The following is a 23,080-nucleotide window of genomic DNA, read 5'->3' as shown; positions in this document are numbered from 1 at the left end:
ATGTGATGGAGGTGCGGTACTTGACCCCACCGAGGAGCCAGCCATGCCGAATCCGAATAAGACGGCCATCGTCAAATCGGCCATGCGGACGTTTGCAGTTCTGGAGTTCTTTCGGAAAACAAAGCGGGCTGCTTCCGTGACTGAAATATCGTCCGCGCTGGAGATGCCCCAGTCGAGCGCGTCAGTGTTGCTTCGGTGTCTCGTCGAATTGAACTATTTGGAATACGAGCGAAAGACCCGGCTCTTCATCCCGAGCTACCGGGTCAATTTGCTGGGTGACTGGATCCGTCGTTCCCCGTTCCGTGATACCAAGCTCACCGATCTGATGGAGGAACTCTGGACCGCGACGGGCGGCGAAACCGTCATGCTCGGACAACAGGCCGGCGCCGCCGGGATGCAGTATCTGCACGTTGTCCCCGGCGGCTCTCAGCTTCAGTACACGGCACAAGCCGGTCAAATACGACCGATGGTGCGGACCGCGCTCGGACATGTGCTGCTGAGCCAAATGCCGAACACCAAAATTCGCGGCATTATCCGGCGCAACAATGCCGAGGAGCCGAGTCAGTCGGCGCGCGTTCGGGAATCCGCCTTTCTCGAAGAGGTCGAGCGCATTCGCCGCCGCGGCTTTTCCGAGACAGGCGGCCGCACGACGCCAGGCGCAAACACAATAGGCATGCTCGTTCCCCTGCCAAAGCGACGCGCTCCGCTGGCTATCGGCATCGGCGGCCCCATCGAACGTATCGCGGCAAAGCGCGCGCACATCATTGAAGTCATGCAGAGCCGGCTGAAACAACTGGCAGATGAAGCCGGGCCAAAATTCGTTTGAGAAAAGACCTCTCGGGACGCTCAACGCTTCGTGCGGATGACAAAGCCGTAGCCCGGATGGAGCGAAGCATTCGGACTAAATATCTGTCTTCTCCTTCCCCCTGAAAGGGGGAAGGTCGGGATGGGGGTCAGCCGCAGGCGACGCTCTATGTGGAGAGAGTTGATCCCCACCCGCTTTGCTCTGGCGAGCAAAGCGACCTCCCCTTTTCAAGGGGAGGTTGGACCCGCGCTGCAGTTAGATCTTTCGAATTTCCTACGACGCCAGCGCTTCCTCCGGCATCACGGCCGACAGATGCTGGCTTTCGGCCACGGCGCGGTTGGTGATGCGGCCGCGATGCACGTTGAGGCCGGCGCGCAGATGCGGATCCTCGACCAGCGCGCGCAGCCCCTTCGATGCCAGCGCCAGCCCGAACGGCAAGGTGGCATGATTGAGCGCGTGGCTCGAGGTGACCGGCACCGCACCCGGCATGTTGGCGACGCAATAATGCACGATGTCGTCGACCAGATAGGTCGGCGCCTGATGCGTGGTCGGCTTCGAGGTCTCGAAGCAACCGCCCTGGTCGATCGCGACGTCGACCAGCACCGCGCGGCGCTTCATGCCTGCAAGCTGCGCGCGCGACACCAACTTTGGCGCGCTGGCGCCGGGCACCAGCACCGCGCCGATCACGACGTCAGCCGCGAAGACCTCCTGCTCGATCGCTTCCAGCGTGGCGTAACGGGTGCGGACGCGCCCGAGGAAGAGGTCGTCGAGCGCGCGGAGCCGCGGCAACGAGCGGTCGAGGATGGTGACGTCGCTGCCGAGGCCTACCGCCATCCGCGCCGCATGGGTGCCGACCACGCCGCCGCCGATGATCGCAACCCGCGCCGGCGGGACGCCGGGCACGCCGCCGAGCAGCTTGCCCATGCCGTCGGCGGATTTGCGCAGCGCGGCGCCCGCGGCCTCGATCGCGAGCCGGCCGGCGACTTCGCTCATCGGCGCCAGCAGCGGCAGTCCACCATGTGCGTCGGTCACGGTCTCATAGGCCACCGCCGTGCAACCGGAGGCGATCAGCCCCGCGGTCTGCGGCACGTCGGGCGCGAGATGCAGATAGGTGAAGAGGATCTGTCCCTCGCGCAGCCTGGTCCATTCGGACGGCTGCGGCTCCTTCACCTTCACGATCATCTCGGCGACGGAGAACACCTCTTCGGCGGTGTCGGCGATGCGCGCGCCGGCCTGCGTGTAGACGTCGTCGCCCGCGCCGATGCCGTCACCGGCGCCGCGCTGGACCACGACCTCGTGGCCGTGCGCCACATATTCCCGTACCGAGGCAGGCGTCAGCCCGACCCGATATTCCTCGACCTTGATCTCCTTGGGCACGCCGATGCGCATGGTCCGCTCCTTGAAGGATTCGTTTCCGCCGACATCAAGGCTATGCCCCGTCACATGGCGTTTCTCAGCGATTTCCAGCTTGCTCACAGCCAAATACGCCCATATCCTTCGCTTTCAGCTCAGCTCTTGAAGGAAATCTGCGTGGACGGTCTCGATCGTATCGACCTCAGAATCCTCGCCGAGCTGGTCAGCGATGCCCGCGCCAGCCAGATCGAGCTTGCCGAGAAGGTCGGGTTGTCGCCGACCGCCTGCGCGCGGCGTATCCGCCATCTCGAGGAGATCGGCGTGATCCGCGGCTATCGCGTCGACCTCGAACCATCGGCGCTGGGCTTGGTGACGACCGTCGTCGTCACCATCACGCTGGAGAAGCAGAGCGAGGATTATCTCGCAGCGTTCGAGGCCGCGATCGCGCGCTGCCCCGACGTCGTGTCCTGCCATCTGATGTCGGGCAGCGACGATTATCATCTGCAGGTGATCGCCCGCGACATCGCCGACTTCGAGCGCATTCACAAGCAGCATCTGTCGCGGATGCCGGGCGTCGCCCGCATCCATTCCAGCTTCGCGATGCGCGAGGTGGTCCGCCGCACCATTCCCGAGACGGCGCTGCGCGGCTGACGGTCACGCACCACCGCGCACTGTCACAATCGCGCACTGTCACAATCGGGCACTGTCACAATCGGGCACTGTCATAATCGGATCTGCCCGGCTCGCTCCCACACGCAATTTTTAGTTCGTGATTCGCCGCCTTCTATGACAGAATTGCTACAGTTCAATATCAATTCGGTTACACGCGGAGCGGTGAATGAGCATGGAGTGGCGGGCACGGCCGGTTTCGCTGGCTTGGTCAAATCCAGTGGTCCGGTGGTGGGGCTTCTTGAGCCTCGTCAGCGCCGCCAACATCGCGATCTGGTTCGCGCTCTACCGCCAGTTCAATGAACAGGCCAATGGCAGCTTCAGCAACACCTCGGGCATCGGCCTGATGATGCTGCTATGCGCGGCCTATGTGTTCGGCTGTGCTTTCCGCTCGGTCCTGCCGCGCGCCGACGTGCAGCGCATCTGCCTGTTCGACACCTGGCTGTCGAGCGTCGTGGTCGGCCGCACCGTCGCCACCGTCGCCGAGGTCTGCTTCGCCGCGCAATGGGCGATCATCCTGCATCAGCTCGGCACCATGACCGGCGCCGAGACCACCGTGACCATCGCCTGGATCATCGTGCCGCTGATCGTGATCGCTGAATGCTTTTCCTGGTATGCGGTGCTGACCACCCATTATCTCTGCAACGCGATCGAGAACTCGATCTGGGCGGTGGTGTTCTTCCTGGTCGGGATTGCTCTGTGCCGGCTGCTGCCGGAGTTTCATGGCCCGGTGCGCTGGGCCTTCATCGTCGCGATCGTCGGCATCGCCGGCTTCCTCGCCTTCCTGATGACCGTCGACGTCCCGATGTATCTGAATCGCTGGCGCGCCAACCTCGCCGCCGGCGGCACGCTGCTGCATCCGCTGGAAGGCCTGCGCGACGTCAGCCGGCGCTGGGTCGTGACCCACGACATCGCCGAGTGGCGCGAGGAGATCGCCTGGATGTCGCTGTATTTCAGCATGGCGGTCTGGTCGAGCCTCGCGCTCTGCGTCGGCTACTCGCTCGAGGATCAGCTGCCGCGCTACCGCACCGAGCCCGTGATCGTGACGGCGACACCGGCGAGCGAGAGTACGACGCCGGCGACCGCAAGCACGACGCCGACAGCGCAGCACACCGCCACGATCGACGCGGCGGCACCGTCGCGGAATTGATCGACGACCGCCGCGCAGCTTGTCGCCATTGGCGCTTTCGGAGTAAAGGATGGGTCATCCCCGCTCATCCGCCAGCGCGTTCCATGCCCCGCATCACCATCATCGAAACCGGGCTCGTCAACCCGCAAGCCCGCGAGCGCCACGGCAGCTATCCGCAAATGTTTGAGCGGATGGTGGCCACCGCCGATCCATCTGTGAACTGCGACGTCGTCAGCGTCGCCAAGGGCGAGGCGCTTCCGGATCCCACCACATTGGATGCGATCCTGATCACGGGATCGGCCGCCGGCGTCTACGACGACGTCGCGTGGATCGCGCCGCTCGAAGCCTTCGTGCGCACGGCCCATGACAAGCGCATTCCGACCGTCGGCATCTGCTTCGGCCATCAGCTGATCGCGCAGGCGCTCGGCGGCACGGTGCGCAAATCCGAGAAAGGCTGGGGCATCGGGCGCCATGTCTATCGGATCGCGCCGGACAACGGGCTGATCGACGGCGAGACGATCGCCGTCGCCTGCTCGCATCAGGACCAGGTGGTCACCCCGCCCGCCTCCGCGCGCACCATCCTGTCGTCCGGGTTCACGCCGCACGCCGCCCTGCTCTACGCCAACGGCACGACGCTGTCGGTGCAGCCGCATCCGGAATTCACCGCCGACTATGCCGACGCGCTGTGCGACCTGCGCCGCGGCCTCGCGCCGGATGCCCTGATCGAAGCCGCCAAGACTTCGCTCACCGAACCGCTCGACCACGCCACGCTTGGCGGCGTGATCACGCGCTTCCTCGTGCACGGGCGCAGCTAGCCCTTGCGCCACTGCGCGGCGGCGTCGCGGGCGAAATCGCGATAGGCCCGCGGCGCGCGGCCGAGCAGCTTCGTCAGGCGTGCCAGCTCGTCGGCCGTCGCGACCGCGCCGTCGCTCTGGTACCGGCCGAACATGAGGCGCATGTCGAGCGCGAGCCATGCCGGCATCGCTGCCTTGAAACGCGGCTCCATCGCCGCGAGATCGTCGCCGCCATAGCTGACCGCACGGCCAAGCTCATCGCGCCAGATCGCAGCCGCGCCCTCGCCGGTCACGACGTCGGGGCCGACCAGCGCGTAAGTCTCGCGGCCCAGCGGTGCGGACGCGCGCTCGCGGCGCAGCAGCTCGATCGCGGCCGCCTCGCCGATGTCGCGGATATCGACCATCGAGATGCCCTTCGCGCCGATCGGCATGCCGTAGGCGCCGAAGTTCAGCAGCGGCTCCTTCAGCCGAAGATCGTTCTGGATGAAATAGGACGGACGCAGGATGGTCGCGGGAAGATCGAGCGCCTCGATCATCCGCTCGACCGTGTGCTTGCCGGCGAAATGCGGCACGTCCGCATAGGCCTCGCCCTTGAACACCGAGAGATAGACGATGCCCTTGACGCCGGCCTCGCGCGCGGCGGTCAGCGTCAGCATCGCCTGCGTCAGTTCGTCGGCCGCATTCGGCACCAGCAGGAACAGCGTGCTGACGCCAACGAGCGCCGCGCGGACCGAATCCACGTCGGCGAGATCGCCGCGAACCGCCGTCACGTGCTGCGGAAATTGCGCCTTGCCAGGTGAACGCGTCAGGGCCCGAACCTCGACGCCCTGACCGGCGAGATGATTGAGAACCTGGGTGCCGATGGTGCCCGTGCTGCCTGTCACCAGAATGGTCATGTCGAATACTCCTCTTTTGGGGCAGACCGTCTGCCGTTGCGGAGAAGCTATCCGTTCCAATTTTTCTTTGGAGGTGGCATTATCTGAACAGACCGTTTCATATATGGAACAGCTCGATGGACCTTCAGGCGCTCACCGATTTCAACCTGGTGGCCGCGCATGGCGGGTTCGGCCGCGCCAGCCGCGCCTCCGGACGGGCCAAGGCGACGCTGTCCCGCCGCGTCGCCGAACTGGAACAGAGTCTTGGCGTCCGCTTGATCGAGCGGGGTTCGCAGAGTCTGCGATTGACCGATGAGGGCCGCGCGCTGCACGAGCGCACCAGCGGTCCGCTGTCCGACATCGCCGAGGCCGGCGAAGCCGTGGTGCTCGGCGCGTCGACGCCGCGCGGCCGCTTGCGGGTCAGTGCGCCGGTCTTGCTCGCCCACGTCGCGTTCGGCCGGATCGGTGCGCGCTTTGCGCACGCCTATCCCGACGTCCAGCTCGAGATCGTCGCCGAGGATCGCCTGGTCGATCCGGTCGAGGACGGCTATGACCTCGTCATCCGCATCAACCCGTCACCGGATGAACGTCTGGTCGGCCGCCGCTTCCTCAGCGACGAACTGCTCGTCGTGGCGCATCCCGATCGACAACGGCCGACGACCGCCGCGCGCGATCCGAATGGCGTCTCGGTCGATGCCGTTCTGATGTCGCAGACGCCGCTGGACACGCTCTGGCGCATCCGACATGAACGCGAAGAGATGATGCTCAGGCCGCGGCCAATGCTGCGTCTCTCATCGATGCTGATGATGCGCGATGCGGTGCTCGCAGGCGCGGGCGCGGCCCTGCTGCCGAAGCTGCTGGTCGATGACGACATTGCCGCGGGTCGGCTTGCCTATTGGGGAACGGATGCCAGACCTCCGGTCGAGATCTGGGCTCTGCAGAGCTCGCGACGGCTGGTCGGCGCAAAGGTTCGCGCGTTTCTCGACGTCGTCGAGCAGGCATTCCCGAACCGGGTGTTCGTCCCGCCGGCCTGAGTTGCAGCCCGGACGATGCGCCTCAGGTCATGCTGCCCGGCATGAAGCAGCGCACGCGCGGGTGGCCGTCGATATAGTGCTTCCACACCATGGTGCGCCCGACCTTGTTCGGCTCGGTGATCACCGCCTCGTTCGGCACGACAACCCATTCATTGTCGATGAGCACGCGATAATGGCCATGGTCCGACTCCCAGTCGGGATCGGCGACCACATAGCCGTCAGCATCCGAGCAGCATTGTCCATAGCCGCTGTGCAGGCTTTCGAACCAGGGCTTTAGCGGTGAATTGGCGTAGCGGCCGTCGTCCCGCGCCAGGGTCGGCGATGTCAGCCACATCGTCCCGAGCAGCAGTGCCGCACGCGTGATGGCGTGCATGTCGTCGTCTCCGTGTCGATCCAGCTGCGGGCGCGCGTCACAGACTGCTCGCCTGCGACGCTGCCGTCGCGGGCGAGAACGCGACATATCCGCGCCCCAGCACCTGACATTGAACGATGCAAGAGCAAGGCCAGACGGGATGCCGGAAGACTACGGCCGACGAAAGTATAGGGCGTGCGGCACGATCAACGACCCGCTGCCGCAACCTCGGGAACGAGCGGCGGTGCGCTGCGCGACGCCGCCTGCAGCGCGCATTCGACGAACCGGCGCGGCAGCAGCGAGGCGTTGGAGCGCACCGCCACCAGCATGCGGCTCTCCGCATCCGGCGTGTCCAGCGGCTTCGCCACCACATTCATCACGCCGGCCTGCTGGTAGCAGGACGGCAGGATCGAAAGCCCAATCCCGGCCGCAACCAGGCTGAGCACGGTGCGCAATTCATGCGCCTCCTGCACCACACGCGGGGCAAAGCCCGCCCGCCGGCACAGCATCGCGGCCTGATCGCCGACACCGCAGCCGCTCTCGGCCATGCCGACGAATTCATGCTCGGCAAGATCGGACATCTCGAGCGCGCCCTTCGCGCCAGCGAGCGGATGATCCAGCGGCAGGAACACCATCAGCCGGTCGCGCCACACCACATGGACCTGCAGATCGGCCGCCGGCCTGAAATCGAGCGGCGGGCGCATGATCGCGACATCGAGCTCGGCGTCGGCAAGCGCGCGCAGCTGCGTTGCCGTCGACATGTGCCGGAGCTCGATCTTCACCCGCGGATAGCTGGCGCGAAAGCTGCGGAACAGCTCGGCGAACATGTCGAGCATCGGGACCGAGCCGGTGAAGCCGACGCGGATCATGCCGGCCTCGCCGCGCGCCGCACGGCGCACCGTCTCCGACGCCAGATCAAGCTCGCTGACCGCGCGCCGCGCGTGTTCCAGCAGCAATTGTCCGGCCTGCGTCAGTTCCACCGCGCGCCGCGTCCGCGCCAACAGGCGCGTGCCGAGTTCTTCCTCCATCGCCTTGATCTGCGTGCTCAGCGGCGGCTGGCTGACATGCAAACGTTTCGCTGCGCGGCTGAAGCTGAGCTCTTCGGCCACCGCGATGAAGTAACGGAGCTGCCTGTAATCCATCGCTTATTCCGATTCCCTATAAGTCGGGGGTCAACAAGGTATTTGACCTCACGGGGCCGTTTCCCGATCTTCGCGCGAAATCACCAGTCCTCCAAGGGAGAAGCCCGTGAAATGCGTCAGGTTCAGGCACAATTGCGCGGCGCGCGCAGCGGGTCAGCCATGCAATATCGCAGCGAACGATAGAAGATGACCGCTCCGTTTCGCGTTCTCGTCACCGGCGACAGCCTCGCGCCGGCCGCCGTCAATGTCCTCGGCGAGATCGGCGCAGATGTCGTGCTGATGCGCGATGCCGTCACGCCCGAACGTCTCACGCACGAGATGGCGCGGGCGCCGACGCAGGCGATCCTGATGCGCGGCAATCCGGTGTTCTCCGCCGCCACCATCGCCGGCAATCCGCACCTGCGCGTGATCGCAAAGCACGGCGCCGGCGTCGATAGCGTCGATATCGACGCCGCAACAGCCAAGCGCGTGCTGGTGATGGTCGCGGGCGACGCGAATGCGCCCGCGGTTGCCGAGCACACCATCGCGCTGATCCTCGCGCTCGGGCGCGACGTCGTCAGCCTGAACGCGCGAACCCATTCCGGCGCCTGGGACCGCGCCACCTATCGCGGCCGCGAAATCCGCGGCCGCACGATCGGCCTGGTCGGCTTCGGCCGCATCGCCCGGCACGTCGCCCGCGCGGCGGCCGCGCTCGGCATGAGCGTCGTCGCGCTCGGCCGGAGCAAAGGCCGTGTCGATCCGGCACTGGCGCGCGAAGCCGCCGACCTCGCCGAATTGCTCGCGGTCTCCGACATCGTCAGCCTGCACGCGCCGCTGACCGATACGACGCGCGGCATGATCGATGCCGGGCGGCTCAACGCCATGAAGCCCGGTTCCCTCCTGATCAATACCGCGCGCGGCGCGCTGGTCGACGAGGACGCGTTGTGCGCGGCGCTGCGAAGCGGCCATCTCGCCGGCGCCGGCCTCGACACGCTGGCGGAGGAGCCGCCGGCGAAGGACCGGCCGATCCTGCAGGCGCCGAACCTGATCGTGACGCCGCATATCGCAGCCCAAACCGGAGCATCGATCACGCGGACCGGCGTCGAGGCCGCGCGCAACATCGCAGCTGTCCTCACGCAATGCGACATCGATCGCGCCAATGTGGTGAACCCGGCGGCACTCGACGCGCCTTAAATTTCGCAGAAACGGCCCAGCAAGAGGCCGCGATATCAAGAGGAAACGAACATGAATCTGGGGTGGCTGTCCAAGCTGTCCGCCGTCGAACGCAAGACCTTCTTCGCCGCCTTCGGCGGCCTTGCACTCGATTCGATGGACACGACGATCTACGCGCTGGTCACGCCGGCGCTGATCGCAACGCTGAGCCTGTCGCGGCCTGACGCCGGCATTCTGGCTTCCAGCTCGTTGATCGGCACCGCCCTGGGCGGCTGGGTCGCCGGAATTGCCGCGGACCGGTTCGGCCGGGTGCGCGTGCTGCAATTCACCATCCTCCTGGTCGCGGTCTCGACCTTTGCCGCCGCCTTTGCCGACGGCTTCTGGTATCTCTTGGTCGCACGCGCCGTCCAGGGCATGGGCTATGGCGGCGAGGCCGCGGTCGGCGCCGTGCTGGTCGCCGAAGTGGTTTCGGCCGGCATGCGCGGCCGCGTCGCCGCCGCGATCCAAAGCGGATACGCTGTCGGCAATGCGCTATCGGTGGCGCTGTTTCCCGTTATCTTCGGCTGGCTGTCGCAGGACATGGCCTGGCGCGTGTTCTTCGCGATCGGAATCCTCCCCGCGCTGCTGGTGTTCTTCGTCCGCCGCTTCGTGCCGGAATCCGCGATCTTCGTCGAGGAGAAGGCACAGCGCGCCGCCTCGCCGACGCACAGCTTCTGGACCATCTTCACCGGTGAGCATCTGTTCAAGACGCTGGTCGCGACCTTTTTCACCACGGGCACGCTCGGCGCGGCTTATGTGATGATCACCTGGCTGCCGACCTATCTGCAAACCGGGCTGCATCTGCCGGTCACGCACACCGCCGGCTATCTCGCCGTCAACATCTTCGGATCGTTCGTCGGACCGATCGCGTTCGGCCTGATCGCCGACCGCATCGGCCGCCGCAAGGGTTTCATGCTGTTCCTGATCTGCCAGGCGCTGAACGTCGCGGTCTACACGCAGGCGCCGATCGGCCAGGGCATCACCGTCATCCTCGGATTCTTCCTCGGCGCGCTGCAGGCCGGCCTCGCCTCCGGCCTGATGCCGACCTTTGCCGAGCTGTTTCCGACCAGCATCCGCGCCAATGGCGCCGGCTTTGCGCTGAGCGCCGGGCGCGGCCTCGGCTCGATCGTGCCGGCGACCGTCGGCATTCTCTCGACGCGGATGCATCTCGGCGACGCAATGGCGATCTGCGCCATCTGCGGCTACACCGCCGCCTTCTGCGCGGCATTGCTGCTGCCCGAGCAGCAGGGCATCGACCTCAGAACGATGGCGGCAGGCGCAGCTTCGGACGGCGCCGAACGGCTGCCTGCCGAACGCGAGGTGGAGCACCCCAACAACATCCGAAATGGCGTCGCGACCCAATGAACGCCATCACAATGAACGGGAGGAATGCAATGACTGGTGCGTCCGTCACTGAGCTCGAACAGCAGACCATCCGCCGCGTCTATTGGCGGCTGATCCCGATCCTGTTCGTGATGATGTTCTTCAACTATCTCGACCGCATCAATCTCGGCTATGCCGGGCTGACGATGAACAAGGACCTCGGCCTCAGCCCCGCGATCTTCGGCTTCGCGGCCAGCATCTTCTTCCTCGGCTACATGGTGCTCGAGGTGCCGAGCAACCTGATGCTGCACTGGCTCGGGGCGCGGATCTGGCTGGCGCGCATCCTGATCACCTGGGGCCTCGTCGCCGCGCTGACCGCCTTTGTCTGGAATCCGCTCAGCCTCTACGTCATGCGGTTCGGCCTCGGCGTCGCGGAAGCCGGCTTCATGCCCGGCGTGGTGCTTTACCTCACCTACTGGTTCCCGGCGCGCTATCGCGCCCGCGCGGTGGCGGGATACATCATCGCCGGCTCGTTCTCGGCGGTCTTGGGCGGGCCGATCTCGACCAGCATCATGACCTGGTTCGATGGCGCTGCCGGTCTCCACGGCTGGCAATGGATGTTCCTCGCCGAGGGCGTGCCGACCATTCTGCTCGGCCTGTTCACGCTCTATTATCTCACCGACCGCCCGGCCAAGGCGAGCTGGCTCACCAAGGAACAGGCAGCCTGGCTGGAGGGCCAACTCGCCGCCGAGCGGGCCGAGATCGAACAACAGGGGCAGCACAGGTTGATCGAATGCGTGCTCGATATCCGGGTCTGGCTGCTGGCGGCGCTGTTCGGCTGCGCATTGGTCGGGATCTACGGCCTCTTGCTGTGGCTGCCGCAGATCATCAAGGGCATGGGCAATCTCAGCAACATCCAGGTCGGCTTCCTCTCGGCGATCCCGCCGCTGCTCGGCGTGATCGGCACCATCGTGGTCAGTCGCAGCTCGGACAAGACCGGCGATCGCAAGTTTCATCTCGCAGCAGTTTACTTGCTCGCCGCGGTCGCGATGCTCGGCAGCGCCTATGTCGCGAGCCCGGTGCTGGCCTTCGTGTTCCTGTGCATCGTCGGCTTCAGCCTCAACGCCGGCAACCCGCTGTTCTGGAGCATCAACGCCTCGCTGCTGACCGGGGCGGCCGGCGCCGCCTCGATCGCGCTGGTCAACACGCTGGCGCAGTTCGGCGGGCTGATCGGGCCGTGGTGCATCGGCCTGATCAAGGACTCCACCGGAAGCTTCTCCTGGGCATTGGTCGGGATCGCCGGCTTCCTGCTCGTCGCCTCCGCCATCGCCGCCACCATGCGCGTCAAGCCGCGCGAGGCGGAATTGACGGGCGCGATCCCGTCATCCGTCGCACACTGACACCCCTGCCAAGGAAGCAACCATGATCATCGATTGTCACGGCCATTACACCACCGAGCCGGCCAAGCTGCAGATCTTCCGCGACAAGCAGTTCGCCGGCCTCGCCGACAAGTCGCGCCGACCGCTCACCACCAATCTCGGCATCACCGATGACGAGATCCGCTCCAGCGTCGAGGGCGCGCAGCTCCGCCTGCAGAAGGAGCGCGGCACCGACGTCACCATCTTCTCGCCGCGCGCCGCCGGCATGGCGCATCACGTCGGCAAGGAAGCGACCAGCCGCGAATGGACCACGATCTGCAACGACCTCGTGCACCGGGTCTGCACGCTGTTCCCGCAGAACTTCGTCCCCGTGTGCCAGCTGCCGCAGAGCCCGGGGGTCAAGCCTGCCAACTGCATCGAGGAGCTGGAGCGCTGCGTGACCCAACTCGGCTTCGTCGGCTGCAACCTCAATCCCGATCCCGCCGGCGGCTATTGGTGCGATCCGCCGCTGACCGACGAATGGTGGTATCCGCTGTATGAGAAGATGGTCGAGCTCGACGTGCCCGCGATGGTCCATGTCTCCTCGTCCTGCAATCCCTGCTTCCACGGCACCGGCGCGCATTACCTCAACGGCGACACCACCGCATTCATGCAGTTCCTGACCTCGGATCTGTTCAAGCGATTCCCGACCCTGCGGTTCATCATCCCGCATGGCGGCGGCGCGGTGCCCTATCACTGGGGCCGCTACCGCGGCCTGGCGCAGGACATGAAGCTGCCGCCGCTGTCGGAGCATCTCTTGAGGAACGTGTTCTTCGACACCTGCGTGTATCACCTGCCCGGCATCGAGCTGTTGACCAGGGTGATTCCGGTCGAGAACATCCTGTTTGCGTCGGAGATGGTCGGCGCCGTGCGCGGCATCGATCCTGAAACGGGTCATCACTTCGACGACACCCGCCGCTATATCGACGCGCTGCCGCTGAGCGCGGCGGACAAGGCCAAGATCTTTGAAGGCAATGCCCGCCGCGTCTATCCTCGCCTCAACGCCCATCTCGACCACCGCGCGCATTGAACGTTGCCGAGACAAGCACTCCAACTCCTCATCCTGAGGAGCCCGCGAAGCGGGCATCTCGAAGGATGCAGGCCCCAACCGGGCCACATGGTTCGAGACGCGCGTTCCGCGCTCCTCACCATGAGGGTCCAACCAAGCAGCAAGACCGACAATCGACTTCAACCAATCAATCTCGGAGAAAACCGATGGCCATAGGATTTGCTATTCACAAGGCGAAGCGGAAAGTGTCGCCCGATCTCGTCGCGCGCTACCGCACCCTGCCGGTCGCCAATATCAGCGATTCGATGTCGCGGATCGCGGGCACCAACCGGCTGCGGCCGATGCACGCGGGCGGCTGGCTCGGCGGCCCGGCGCTGACGGTCAAGACCCGGCCCGGCGACAATCTGATGGTGCACAAGGCGATCGACCTGGCCCAGCCCGGCGACGTGATCGTGGTCGATGCCGGCGGCGTCCTGGTCAACGCCATCATCGGCGAGATCATGTCGACCTTGGCCGAGACGAAGGGCGTCGCGGGCTTCGTGATCGACGGCTCGATCCGCGATGCCGGCGCGATCCGCGCCGGATCGTTCCCGGTGTTCGCCGCCGGCGTCGCCCATCGCGGCCCCTACAAGGACGGCCCGGGCGAGATCAATTGCGCCATCTCGATCGACGGCATGATCGTCGAACCCGGCGATCTCATCGTGGCCGACGACGACGGCGTGCTCTGCGTGCCCTATGACGACGCCGAGGCCATCTGCAAGCTGACCGAGGCCAAGAAGGCCACCGAGGAAAAGGCCATCCAGCAGATCCTCGCCGGCACCAGCGACCGCCGCTGGGTCGACGAGGCCCTGCAGCGCCTCGGCTGCGAGTTCAAGGACTGAGATGGACGCTGATGCGGGACGCTGCCCGGCGTCCCGCATCGAGCGTCACCGAATGCGACAAGCGCGGTCGAGATCGCGCGTCGTGCCATGCCGGTTCCCTGCCGGATCGGTTCCCGGCGAACGGCCAGCCTCTCCTGACAATCCCCTCACACCGTAATATCCTTCCGGTTTGCGGGAGAATGAGGTGGCTCGATGGAAGATATCGAAGTCTTTCTCGCGGTCATCGATGCCGGTAGCCAGACGGCGGCCGCACGTCGGCTGGGCCGCTCATTGCAATCGGTCAATCGATCGCTGATGACACTCGAACGCAGCGTCGGCGTCGAGTTGGTGCGACGTACAACCCGGCAGTCGTTTCCGACCGAGGCGGGATTGGCGTTCTATCGGCGCGTCAAACCTGCCGTTGCGCAGATCAGCGAGGCACGTCTCGAAGCGGCCAGCCAGCGCGCCGAACCGTCGGGCCTGCTTCGCATCGCCGCGCCGGTGCAGTTCGCGTCGGCGTTTATCGTGCCCGTCATCGCGGACTTCATTGCCCGCTACCCCCTGATCAAGGCTGAACTCAAGGCCTCGGATCGAGCCATCGATGTTGTCGGCGATGGCTTCGACATCGCCATCCGGATCAGGGAGTTGCCGGATTCGTCGCTCAAGGCCCGACGGCTTGGTGAGATTCGTACCGTCGTCTACGGCGCGCCGCGCTACTTCGCCCGTTACGGACGCCCGGCTCATCCCGACGATCTCGACCGGCATCAATGCGTCCTCCGCACCACGAGCGGGGGCGAGCCCGCGATATGGCGGTTTCAGATCGATGGCGGCATCAGGACGGTTCGGGTGAATGGCTGCTTCGAGACCGACAATACCGCGGCGTTCTGCGCCGCTGCACGTGACGGCCTCGGCCTCGGATACGGGCCGTTCTGGCAGGTCCGTGATCTCGTCAACGATGGCGCGATCGAAATTGTTCTCGAGGAGTTCGAAGCACCGCGAATGCCGATCCATGCGGTGTTCCCGCCAAGCGGCATGCCGGCGGCAAAGACGCGCCTGTTCGCCGATAGCCTGGTCGATCGACTGAAGCACGAGCAGCTTTAGACACTGGCGCGCGCCATCGCCATTCTCTCGGCAAATGGGAAGGTGCTTCCCGCCAGGCGCTGATTGTCCGGCAAGCGTGCCGAACCCATTGTGCGGGTGAGCGGCAACGAGGCTTGCCGCATCATGCACATGAGGAGGCCCCATGACGAACAGGCGTACCCTGCTCGGCGCAGGACTTTGCGCGGCCGCAGCGTTGGCGTCTCGCGCCGCCTACCCGACGACGCTGGCGCAGGCTCAGGGTTGCGACGGGTCCGCGGCCGACGGCGAGCTCAGCCAAGACGCGTGCGACCTGCTCCCGGCTGCTATTGCGCTCAGCAACGACAACAACGACCGCGCCGCCGTTTCCCGCGATTTCGGCAACATCGTTCAAGGCCAACCTCGTGCGGTGCTGAAGCCCGGCTCCGCCACCGATGTCGTCCGCCTGGTTCGTTGGGCCGGCAAGTCAGGGCAGAAGATAGCGGCACGCGGGCAAGGCCATTCGACCTATGGCCGCGCGCTGATCGAAGGTGGCATCGTCATCGAGATGACCTCGCTCAACGCGATCCACCACATTGCGGCCGATCGTATCGTCGTCGATGCCGGCACGACGTGGGAACGCGTCCTCGAAGCGACCCTGGCGCAAGGCCTCACGCCCCCGGTGCTCACCAACTATCTCGGCCTTTCCGTCGGCGGCACGATCTCCGTCGGCGGAATCGGCGGCAGTTCGTCGCGCCATGGCATGCAGACAGACCATGTTCTCTCGCTGGACATGGTTACGGGAACCGGCGAGCAATTGACCTGTTCGCCGCAGTCGCACGCCGATCTGTTCGATGCCGCCCGGGCCGGGCTTGCACAGTGCGGTCTGATCACACGGGCAACCCTGAAGCTGGTGCGCGCGCCCGAGCGCGTCCGCCGATACCAGCTTTTCTACCGGGACCTTGCCTCACTGGCTGCAGACCAGCGCCGCGCGCTTCAAGACGATCGCTTCGATCAATTACAGGGGGCCATTCTCCCGACCGGCCCCGGACGCTGGCGATACCAGCTCGAAGGCGCCGTGTTCTACGACAAGGGTTCGCCCCCAAACGACGGCGCCGTGCTTGGATCCCTGTCCGACGACCGCAATACGGCGGTGATCACCGATCTGGCCTATCACGACGACGCGCTTGCCTTCGCGAAATTGGAAGCGCTGCTCAGGTCGAAGGGGCTGTGGTCGAGCCCGCACCCCTGGTTGTTCACGTTTCTGCCTGACGGCAACGCCGAGCACCTGGCCGACGAGATGATCGGCCGCCTCTCGGTTGAGGAGATCGGGCCGCTCGGGCGAGTGACCTTTTATCCCCTGAACACGCGCGCGTCGGGCACGCCGCTGGTGCGGTGGCCCGATGGCAACATCGCCTTCTGCTTCAACATCGTTCACATGCCGGCGTCGGCAGGTGCGGCAGGGGTTGGCCAGACGCTGTCGAAGAACCGCCTGCTTTACGAGCAGATCCGCGGTGCGGGCGGCATCCAATATCCAGTCAGCGCGCTGCCCATGGCGCCGAAGGATTGGGAACGCCACTTCGGCTCGGCCTGGCCGAAGCTGCGCGACGCCAAGCGGCGTTACGATCCGGCCAATCTGCTGACCCCCGGCTACAATCTGTTCTGATCCCGGCGCCGCGTGAACAGAAGTAGCACGCCGACCGAAACCGGCCGGTATGCAGCCGGTTGGTCCCGCGAGGGATGGAATCGGGAATTTTTCCCGATTCCAGATGGAAAAGAATCCCGGTCCCCCGGGATTGATCTTGTTTGCCAAAGCAAGGGCGTTCCCGCAGTCTCCGAGCCAAGGTTCGTCGGGGATCAAGCCGAACCGCGGCTTGGGGGTGGGCGTCATGGCTGCTGCGTTGTTGCGTACGGCAACACGGTCTTTGTCTTCTTCGGTCTATACGCACGGCGCTGCGGCCGTGCTGGCTGTTATTGGCTCTGCACTGCCATCGACTGTCCTGCACGCTCAGACGGCCGATCCGGTCCCCACTGAACTGCCGCCCGTCAACGTGATTGCGCCCACACCTCTGGCCGGCACCCGCAGCGCAAGGCCGACGGCACGGCCGGTGGTTCGGACCACGCGAACCGCGCGAACCCGAACCGGGCCTGTTGCTCCGGCAGCGGGCCCCGATGTCGGCACCGCTGCACCCGGCCCCTCCGACCGCGACTCCACCCTGATTGATCGCGACAAGGTCCCGTCCAACACCGCGGTGATGACGACGCAGGATTTCAGTCACAACTATTCGACCAACTTCCTCGATGCTGTGAACCGCAAGCTGCCGGGCGTCACGCTCGGCGACCAGACCGGCAATCCGTTCCAGCGCAATCTCGACTACCGCGGCTTTACCGCCTCGCCGGTCCAGGGCACGCCGCAGGGCATCGCGGTCTACCAGAACGGCGTGCGCATCAACGAATCCTGGGGCGACGTGGTCAACTGGGATTTCATCCCGGAAAAGGCCATCGACAGCGTCGCATTGTTTCCCAACAATCCGGTGTTCGGCCTCAACGCGATCGGCGGCGCGCTGAGCATCCAGATGAAGAACGGATTCACCTATCAGGGCTCCGAGGCTGAACTGTTCGGCGGCTCCTACGGGCGCGTGCAGGGCAGCGTGCAGGCCGGCGGCCAGAGGGACAACATCTCCGCCTACGCTGCGTTCGAATCCGCGTATGATCGCGGCTGGCGCGACTACGCCAATTCGTCGCACATCAACCGCATGTATGTGGACGTTGGCGCACGCAACGACGACACCGAATTTCATGTCAATTTCACCGGCGCCAGCAACCTGCTCGGCAATGTCGCGGCAACGCCGGTGCAGATGCTCAATCAACGCTGGTCGAGCGTCTACACTTGGCCGCAGACGACGCTGCTTCAACTCGCCTTCGTCAACGCCACGCTGAACCATAATTTCTCGGATACCTGGTCCTTCCAGGGCAATGCCTATTTCCGCGGCTTCCGGCAGACCCATGTCGACGGCAACGGCACCGACGTGCATGCCTGCGACGGGGGAGACAGTTTGTGCATCGGCGACGACCTGCCGATTTTCGGTCCGGCGGGAGGTCCCTCGGTTCCGAACACGCTGGGCAACGCCTTCCTTGGCGAAGTCGACCGCAACCGGGCCGCGACCAACAGCTTCGGCGGCACAGCCCAGCTGACCAACTCGGACAAGCTGTTCGGACACGACAACCACGTTGTGATGGGCGTCAGTGTCGACCACGGCAACACGAAATTCACGGCGACCAGCGAGCTCGGAACGATCGATCCGAACAACCTGTTCGTGACCGGCACCGGCATCTTCATCAACCAGCCCGATGCCGGTCTCGCCCCGGTCGACCTGCGCGCCACCAACACCTACACCGGCGTCTATCTCACCGATACCTTCGACGTGACGAACAGGTTCTCGGTCACTGCTGGTGGACGATTCAACTATGCCCAGATCGATCTGCAGGACCAGACCGGGACAAATAACCAGCTCAACAGCAGTAACCGATTCCAGCGCCTCAACCCGGTGATCGGCGGCACCTACAAGATCACGCCGAACCTCACCTTCTATGCCGGCTATTCGGAGGCCAACCGCGCGCCGACGCCGCTCGAGCTCGGCTGCTCCGATCCGGCCCGCCCCTGCGTCATCGATTCCTTCCTGGTGTCGGATCCGCCGCTCAAGCAGGTGGTTTCGCACACCGTCGAGGCCGGCTTCCGCGGCACCTGGGGCAACGACGCCAGGACCGGCGTGCTGAGCTGGGGCGTCGGCGCATTCCACACTCTGTCCGACGACGACATCATCCGGGTGCAGAGCCCGATCGGCACAGGCAATTTCGGCTATTTCCAAAATGCAGGGCAGACCCTGCGGCAGGGCATCGAAGCCAAGCTCGACTACCGCGTCAATCGCTGGAACGCCTATGCCAACTACACCTTCATCGATGCGACCTATCGAAGCGCAAACACGTTGCCGGCTCCCGACAACCCGAACGCCCTGACCGACCCGAACAACGACGACGTCCGGTTCATCAACGTCAAGCCGGGCGACCATATCCCGGGCATTCCGGCGCACCGCTTCAAGGCAGGTGTCGAGTACCTCGCCACCGACGCGTGGAAGGTCGGCGCCGACGTCAACGTGGTCGGCAGCCAGTGGCTGATCGGCGACGACACCAACCAGAGCCAGAAGGTCCCGGCCTACGCGGTCGTGAACCTGCACACCTCCTACAAGATCACGCCGAATATCGAGGTGTTCGGCCTGATCAACAACGTCTTCAACCAGCATTATTATCTCGGCGGCGCGTTCTACGAGACCGGCGGCTTTGCCAGCGCCGGAGCTTCGCCCAATTTGATGGCCCAGCTAACCGATCCGCGCACCTTCGTGCCCGGCATGCCACTCGCCGCCTATGCCGGTATCAGGGCGAAGTTCTAAAGCGCGATGAGATTAGGTTGAATCGTCATCGCGCTTTAGCTCTTTGTTTGAGCATGATCTTTTCGGAAAACCGCTTCGCACTTTTCCGGATCATGCTTTAGGGCAATCCCTGGAAGACGCTACGCCACCGTCCCGCCGTCGACCGGCATCGCGATGCCGGTGACGAACGACGCCTTGTCCGACAGCAGGAACACCGCGACCTCCGCGATCTCCTCGGGACGCGCGGCGCGGCCCATCGGATTGCGGGTGACCGCGGCCTTGATCAGCTCCTCCGGATCGGCCTCGTTGTGGCCCGGCTGGTCCGGCCGGTTGACGAATACCCGCAGCATCGGCGTGTCGATCGCACCGGGGCAGATCGCGTTGACGCGGACGCCATCCTTGGCGTGGCGCTTGGCGAGCGCGCGCGCCAGCCCGATCACGCCGGCCTTCGCCGCCGAATAGGTCGGGCTCCACGGCGAGCCGACCAGGCCCGAGGTCGATGCGGTGAACAGGATGCTGCCCTGGCGCCGCGCGGTCATCTGGCCGAGCGCCGCATTGGTGGTGATCAGCTGCGAGCGCAGGTTGAGATCGACGCTGAGATCCCAGCCTTCCAGATCGTCGATCACGGACGGACCGGGAATACCGAGGTGATTCCACACGCAGTCGAGCGCGCCGAATTCCTTCACCGTTGCCGTGACGATATCGCGCGCAAAGCCGTCGTCGCGCAGATCGCCGGTCAGCGCCAGCGCGCGTCCGCCGCCCTTTTTGATCTCGTCGACCACCGCCTTCGCGCCGGCCTCGTTCTGGTCGACCACCGCGACCGCCGCGCCTTCGCGCGCGAGGATGCGTGCCCCGGCGCGGCCGGCGCCGGATGCCGCGGCGGTGACGAGTGCGATCTTGCCCTGCATGTCCATGTTTCGATCCTGACTGTGCCCGTGACTTCGAGCCTTCTTGGGTTCTGAAGTTTTGGTTGAATCAGGACCGCAGCGCTGCCGTCTTGCGCTGACGCGCTAAAGCATGATTCGGAAAAGTGCGAAGCGGTTTTCCCTCGCGACAAACGCGGGACGCGTTTGCGCGGAGATCATGCTCAGACAAAGAGCTAAAGCGCGATGACGATTCTCATCGCGCTTTACCGGCCGCCGAACAGGACCGGAGACTGGCCGGGCAGCAGCTGCGAATGGATGTCGCTGTCCATCCGCTCCGCCCCTTGCTGGGTGAAGCTCGCGCCGAAGGACAGGCTGAGATTCGAAGTCGGCCGGAACTCGAGGCCCGCGCGCGCAGAATAGCCGGCGTTGACACCGGGATTGCCGCTGAACGGCGCCAGCGGCCCGCCGGCACCGGGCGGATTGTATTTCAGGGTGTCGAAGCCGGCGAAGAAGGTCACGGGCGTATTACCGACGCCCCTGAAATTGTATCCGAACTGCGCGCCCTGATATTCCAGCGAGCCGAACGCCGCTGATTGGCCGAGTGCGTTCCAGCCGACGCGACCGCCTTCGCTGCCGGCGAACCAGCCGTCGGGCCGGCCGTTCAGATATGAGAAATCGCCGCCTTGCGCGCTGGCGGCGTCAAAGCTCGGAAAGTTTCCGTAAGTATCCGCCTTCTGGCCGTCGGCAAGGCTGCCGCCGAAGCCGAACAGCGAGCCCGGCGTCCAGTAGCGCACCAGGCCGGCCTGGGCACTGGCCTGCTGGCCGCTCAGGCACAGCGCCAACACTACGCTTGCAAGGCCGAATTTACTTACCAAAGTGGTCATCAGGTTACCGTCACGAGCGCCGGGATTATACCTCCCACCGACCGGGAACACCAGCCTGCGCCCCTACTCCGCCGCGAGCAGCTTCTGTTTCAGCAAATCCGTCAACCAGTCGGCAAACACCTGCAGCCGCCGCGACAGATGCTGACGGTGCGGATAGAGCAAGGTCATCGGCATCGGCGCGGCGCGGTGCCGCGGCATCAGCTCGACGAGCTCTCCGGCATCGAGGTGCCGCTTCACGTCGTAGGCGGGAATCTGGATCAGGCCGAGGCCGGCGAGGCAGCAGGCGATATAGGCCTCGGCGCTGTTGACGGTGACGCGGCCACGCATCGCGATCGTGCGGGTTGCGCCCTGCTCGCACCACTCCCATTCCTCGATGCGGCCGGTGGAGGGCGAGGCGTAGTTGACCGCCCAATGCGCGCCGAGATCGTCGGGCGTGCGCGGCGTGCCGTGGCGCGCGAGATATCCGGGGCTTGCGACATTGATCAGCGTCAGATCGCCGAGCGGCCGCGCGATCAGGCCGGAATCGCTGAGCGGGCCGACACGCACGACGCAATCGGCGGAATCCTCGATCAGGTTGATGGCGCGGTCGGTGACGCCGAGATCGATGTCGATCTGCGGATAACGATCAAGGAAAGCCGGCAACGCCGGCGCGATGACCAGGCGGCCGATCCGCCCGGGCACGTCGACCCTGAGCCTGCCGGACGGTTCGGCGGCGGCGTGGCGGAACAGAGTCTCGGCTTCCTCGACATCGGCAACGACGCGCAAGGCTCGTTCGTAGAAGGCCGCTCCGTCATGCGTGGGCGACACCTTTCGCGTCGTGCGATGCAGCAGCCGCGCGCCGACGCGCTGCCCCAGTTCTGCGACCGCTGACGAGACCGACGAGCGCGGCAGGCCCAGCGTATCGGCCGCCCGCGTAAAGCTCGCGCACTCGACGACGCGAGCGAAGATGCGGAACAGGTCGATGCGGTCCAAAATCGTCCCCGATTGTTCGCCATTCCCGACAAGTGATATCAGGATGCATGGCTTTATCGGCAAATTCTAGACGATATCGTCCTCTCCAGAAAGCGGCCGCAGGGCGCGGCCGCGAGACCTGGAGAGGCGAACGCCATGACCGACCACAGCATCAAGGGCAAGACCGTCATCATCGCCGGCGGCGCCAAGAATCTCGGCGGCCTGATCGCGCGCGATCTCGCCGCCCACGGCGCCAGGGCGATCGCGATCCACTACAACAGCGCGGCCACCAAGGCCGATGCCGACGCGACGGCGGCGGCGCTGCAGGCCGCAGGTAGCAAGGCGGTCGCCTTCCAGGCCAATCTCACAACAGCAGGCGCGATGGAGAAGCTGTTCACTGAGGCGGTCGCCGCGATCGGCCGCCCCGACATCGCGATCAACACCGTCGGCAAGGTGCTGAAGAAACCGATGGTCGAGATCTCGGAGGCCGAATATGACGCGATGAGCGCGGTCAACGCCAAGTCCGCGTTCTTCTTCCTCAAGGAGGCTGGCCGCCACGTCAACGACAACGGCAAGATCTGCACGCTGGTGACGTCTCTGCTCGGCGCCTACACGCGGTTCTATGCGGCCTATGCCGGCACCAAGGCGCCGGTCGAGCATTTCACCCGCGCGGCATCGAAGGAGTTCGGCGCGCGCGGCATCTCGGTCACCGCAATCGGACCCGGCCCGATGGACACGCCGTTCTTCTATCCGGCCGAAGGCGCGGACGCGGTCGCCTACCACAAATCGGCGGCAGCATTGTCCGGCTTCTCCAGGACCGGCCTCACCGACATCAAGGATATCGTGCCGTGGATCCGCCTGCTGGTGTCGGACGGCTGGTGGATGACCGGCCAGACCATCCTCGTCAACGGCGGCTACACCACGAAGTGAGGCGCGATCTCA

Annotated in this window: 21 protein-coding genes; 14 read left to right on the top strand and 7 right to left on the bottom strand. The window is 65.3% G+C overall.

Translation table 11 applies throughout. The annotated features are described in order from the left end of the window. The first annotated feature begins 43 nt into the window (after positions 1-43). A complete protein-coding gene (locus tag QA635_RS09870; RefSeq protein WP_283068579.1) occupies positions 44-826 on the top strand; it encodes an IclR family transcriptional regulator in 783 nt (260 codons plus the stop codon). Positions 827-1,078: 252 nt separating this feature from the next. On the opposite strand, the gene ald is transcribed toward QA635_RS09870, so the two are convergent. Then, complete coding sequence (gene ald / locus QA635_RS09865) at positions 1,079-2,194, bottom strand: alanine dehydrogenase (RefSeq protein ID WP_283068577.1); 1,116 nt, start codon at positions 2,192-2,194, stop codon at positions 1,079-1,081. A 126-nt stretch (positions 2,195-2,320) separates the two neighbouring features. On the opposite strand from ald, the gene QA635_RS09860 reads away from it, so the two are divergent. The 3 genes from QA635_RS09860 to QA635_RS09850 all read left to right on the top strand — a co-directional run bounded on the left by QA635_RS09860 (position 2,321) and on the right by QA635_RS09850 (position 4,771). Next, positions 2,321-2,809, top strand: coding sequence for an Lrp/AsnC family transcriptional regulator (locus QA635_RS09860; protein WP_028333294.1), 489 nt, complete (start codon positions 2,321-2,323; stop codon positions 2,807-2,809). Positions 2,810-3,002: 193 nt separating this feature from the next. Beyond that, the gene (locus tag QA635_RS09855) at positions 3,003-3,977 is read left to right on the top strand and encodes a hypothetical protein (protein ID WP_283071551.1); all 975 of its coding nucleotides are present in this window, start codon (positions 3,003-3,005) and stop codon (positions 3,975-3,977) included. Between the two features lie 83 nt (positions 3,978-4,060). Next, on the top strand, positions 4,061-4,771 hold the full coding sequence (locus QA635_RS09850) for a type 1 glutamine amidotransferase (protein WP_283071550.1): 711 nt from the start codon (positions 4,061-4,063) through the stop codon (positions 4,769-4,771). Here QA635_RS09850 and QA635_RS09845 read toward each other — a convergent pair. Continuing rightward, positions 4,768-5,646, bottom strand: coding sequence for an NmrA/HSCARG family protein (locus QA635_RS09845; RefSeq protein ID WP_283068574.1), 879 nt, complete (start codon positions 5,644-5,646; stop codon positions 4,768-4,770). The two genes, QA635_RS09850 and QA635_RS09845, sit on opposite strands and share 4 nt — an antisense overlap. A gap of 116 nt (positions 5,647-5,762) precedes the next feature. Between QA635_RS09845 and QA635_RS09840 the strand changes: the two genes are divergently transcribed. After that, positions 5,763-6,659: a LysR family transcriptional regulator gene (locus QA635_RS09840; RefSeq protein ID WP_283068572.1), complete on the top strand. Its 897-nt coding sequence runs from the start codon at positions 5,763-5,765 to the stop codon at positions 6,657-6,659. Positions 6,660-6,681: 22 nt separating this feature from the next. Here the strand turns inward: QA635_RS09840 and QA635_RS09835 are convergent, their stop codons facing one another. Beyond that, positions 6,682-7,032, bottom strand: coding sequence for a hypothetical protein (locus tag QA635_RS09835; RefSeq protein ID WP_057017007.1), 351 nt, complete (start codon positions 7,030-7,032; stop codon positions 6,682-6,684). 185 nt (positions 7,033-7,217) lie between these two features. After that, entirely contained in the window at positions 7,218-8,153 is a 936-nt protein-coding gene (locus QA635_RS09830; protein ID WP_283068569.1) for a LysR substrate-binding domain-containing protein, read from the bottom strand. A 186-nt stretch (positions 8,154-8,339) separates the two neighbouring features. Here QA635_RS09830 and QA635_RS09825 point away from each other — a divergent pair, with 186 nt between their 5' ends. The 8 genes from QA635_RS09825 (at position 8,340) to QA635_RS09790 (ending at position 19,458) form a co-directional block, all read left to right on the top strand. Then, positions 8,340-9,326: an NAD(P)-dependent oxidoreductase gene (locus QA635_RS09825; protein ID WP_283068567.1), complete on the top strand. Its 987-nt coding sequence runs from the start codon at positions 8,340-8,342 to the stop codon at positions 9,324-9,326. Positions 9,327-9,377: 51 nt separating this feature from the next. After that, complete coding sequence (locus tag QA635_RS09820) at positions 9,378-10,709, top strand: MFS transporter (protein ID WP_283068565.1); 1,332 nt, start codon at positions 9,378-9,380, stop codon at positions 10,707-10,709. A 29-nt stretch (positions 10,710-10,738) separates the two neighbouring features. Beyond that, positions 10,739-12,067 carry an MFS transporter gene (locus QA635_RS09815; RefSeq protein WP_283068563.1) on the top strand — a complete coding sequence of 443 codons (1,329 nt, stop codon included), beginning with the start codon at positions 10,739-10,741 and terminating at the stop codon, positions 12,065-12,067. Positions 12,068-12,089: 22 nt separating this feature from the next. Continuing rightward, complete coding sequence (locus tag QA635_RS09810) at positions 12,090-13,115, top strand: amidohydrolase family protein (RefSeq protein ID WP_283068561.1); 1,026 nt, start codon at positions 12,090-12,092, stop codon at positions 13,113-13,115. Positions 13,116-13,300: 185 nt separating this feature from the next. Beyond that, complete coding sequence (locus QA635_RS09805; protein WP_283068559.1) at positions 13,301-13,975, top strand: RraA family protein; 675 nt, start codon at positions 13,301-13,303, stop codon at positions 13,973-13,975. Between the two features lie 192 nt (positions 13,976-14,167). Further along, positions 14,168-15,055, top strand: a complete 888-nt coding sequence (locus tag QA635_RS09800) for a LysR family transcriptional regulator (protein ID WP_283068557.1) — start codon at positions 14,168-14,170, stop codon at positions 15,053-15,055. A 193-nt stretch (positions 15,056-15,248) separates the two neighbouring features. Beyond that, positions 15,249-16,676, top strand: coding sequence for an FAD-binding protein (locus QA635_RS09795; RefSeq protein ID WP_283068555.1), 1,428 nt, complete (start codon positions 15,249-15,251; stop codon positions 16,674-16,676). 589 nt (positions 16,677-17,265) lie between these two features. After that, the gene (locus QA635_RS09790; protein ID WP_283071549.1) at positions 17,266-19,458 is read left to right on the top strand and encodes a TonB-dependent receptor; all 2,193 of its coding nucleotides are present in this window, start codon (positions 17,266-17,268) and stop codon (positions 19,456-19,458) included. Between the two features lie 119 nt (positions 19,459-19,577). Here QA635_RS09790 and QA635_RS09785 read toward each other — a convergent pair whose 3' ends face one another. The 3 genes from QA635_RS09785 to QA635_RS09775 form a co-directional block, all read right to left on the bottom strand. Continuing rightward, a complete protein-coding gene (locus tag QA635_RS09785) occupies positions 19,578-20,351 on the bottom strand; it encodes an SDR family NAD(P)-dependent oxidoreductase (RefSeq protein WP_253607047.1) in 774 nt (257 codons plus the stop codon). Positions 20,352-20,566: 215 nt separating this feature from the next. Then, the gene (locus tag QA635_RS09780; protein ID WP_283068554.1) at positions 20,567-21,187 is read right to left on the bottom strand and encodes a hypothetical protein; all 621 of its coding nucleotides are present in this window, start codon (positions 21,185-21,187) and stop codon (positions 20,567-20,569) included. 63 nt (positions 21,188-21,250) lie between these two features. Continuing rightward, positions 21,251-22,159 carry a LysR family transcriptional regulator gene (locus QA635_RS09775; RefSeq protein ID WP_283068553.1) on the bottom strand — a complete coding sequence of 303 codons (909 nt, stop codon included), beginning with the start codon at positions 22,157-22,159 and terminating at the stop codon, positions 21,251-21,253. Between the two features lie 135 nt (positions 22,160-22,294). Between QA635_RS09775 and QA635_RS09770 the strand changes: the two genes are divergently transcribed. After that, positions 22,295-23,068: an SDR family oxidoreductase gene (locus QA635_RS09770; protein WP_283068552.1), complete on the top strand. Its 774-nt coding sequence runs from the start codon at positions 22,295-22,297 to the stop codon at positions 23,066-23,068. The last annotated feature ends 12 nt before the right edge of the window (positions 23,069-23,080 follow it).

This window comes from Bradyrhizobium brasilense, from assembly GCF_029714345.1.
Taxonomy (GTDB): domain Bacteria; phylum Pseudomonadota; class Alphaproteobacteria; order Rhizobiales; family Xanthobacteraceae; genus Bradyrhizobium; species Bradyrhizobium australafricanum.
The sequence above is the reverse complement of the archived record's forward strand: the minus strand, read 5'-3'. Positions and strand labels throughout refer to the sequence as shown.

Coding starts and splice junctions, on each gene's coding strand:
- QA635_RS09870 (WP_283068579.1), top strand. CDS start 44: ATGCCGAATCCGAATAAGACGGCCATCGTCAAATCGGCCATGCGGACG.
- ald (WP_283068577.1), bottom strand. CDS start 2,194: ATGCGCATCGGCGTGCCCAAGGAGATCAAGGTCGAGGAATATCGGGTC.
- QA635_RS09855 (WP_283071551.1), top strand. CDS start 3,003: ATGGAGTGGCGGGCACGGCCGGTTTCGCTGGCTTGGTCAAATCCAGTG.
- QA635_RS09850 (WP_283071550.1), top strand. CDS start 4,061: ATGCCCCGCATCACCATCATCGAAACCGGGCTCGTCAACCCGCAAGCC.
- QA635_RS09845 (WP_283068574.1), bottom strand. CDS start 5,646: ATGACCATTCTGGTGACAGGCAGCACGGGCACCATCGGCACCCAGGTT.
- QA635_RS09840 (WP_283068572.1), top strand. CDS start 5,763: ATGGACCTTCAGGCGCTCACCGATTTCAACCTGGTGGCCGCGCATGGC.
- QA635_RS09835 (WP_057017007.1), bottom strand. CDS start 7,032: ATGCACGCCATCACGCGTGCGGCACTGCTGCTCGGGACGATGTGGCTG.
- QA635_RS09830 (WP_283068569.1), bottom strand. CDS start 8,153: ATGGATTACAGGCAGCTCCGTTACTTCATCGCGGTGGCCGAAGAGCTC.
- QA635_RS09825 (WP_283068567.1), top strand. CDS start 8,340: ATGACCGCTCCGTTTCGCGTTCTCGTCACCGGCGACAGCCTCGCGCCG.
- QA635_RS09820 (WP_283068565.1), top strand. CDS start 9,378: ATGAATCTGGGGTGGCTGTCCAAGCTGTCCGCCGTCGAACGCAAGACC.
- QA635_RS09815 (WP_283068563.1), top strand. CDS start 10,739: ATGACTGGTGCGTCCGTCACTGAGCTCGAACAGCAGACCATCCGCCGC.
- QA635_RS09810 (WP_283068561.1), top strand. CDS start 12,090: ATGATCATCGATTGTCACGGCCATTACACCACCGAGCCGGCCAAGCTG.
- QA635_RS09805 (WP_283068559.1), top strand. CDS start 13,301: ATGGCCATAGGATTTGCTATTCACAAGGCGAAGCGGAAAGTGTCGCCC.
- QA635_RS09800 (WP_283068557.1), top strand. CDS start 14,168: ATGGAAGATATCGAAGTCTTTCTCGCGGTCATCGATGCCGGTAGCCAG.
- QA635_RS09790 (WP_283071549.1), top strand. CDS start 17,266: ATGACGACGCAGGATTTCAGTCACAACTATTCGACCAACTTCCTCGAT.
- QA635_RS09785 (WP_253607047.1), bottom strand. CDS start 20,351: ATGGACATGCAGGGCAAGATCGCACTCGTCACCGCCGCGGCATCCGGC.
- QA635_RS09780 (WP_283068554.1), bottom strand. CDS start 21,187: ATGACCACTTTGGTAAGTAAATTCGGCCTTGCAAGCGTAGTGTTGGCG.
- QA635_RS09770 (WP_283068552.1), top strand. CDS start 22,295: ATGACCGACCACAGCATCAAGGGCAAGACCGTCATCATCGCCGGCGGC.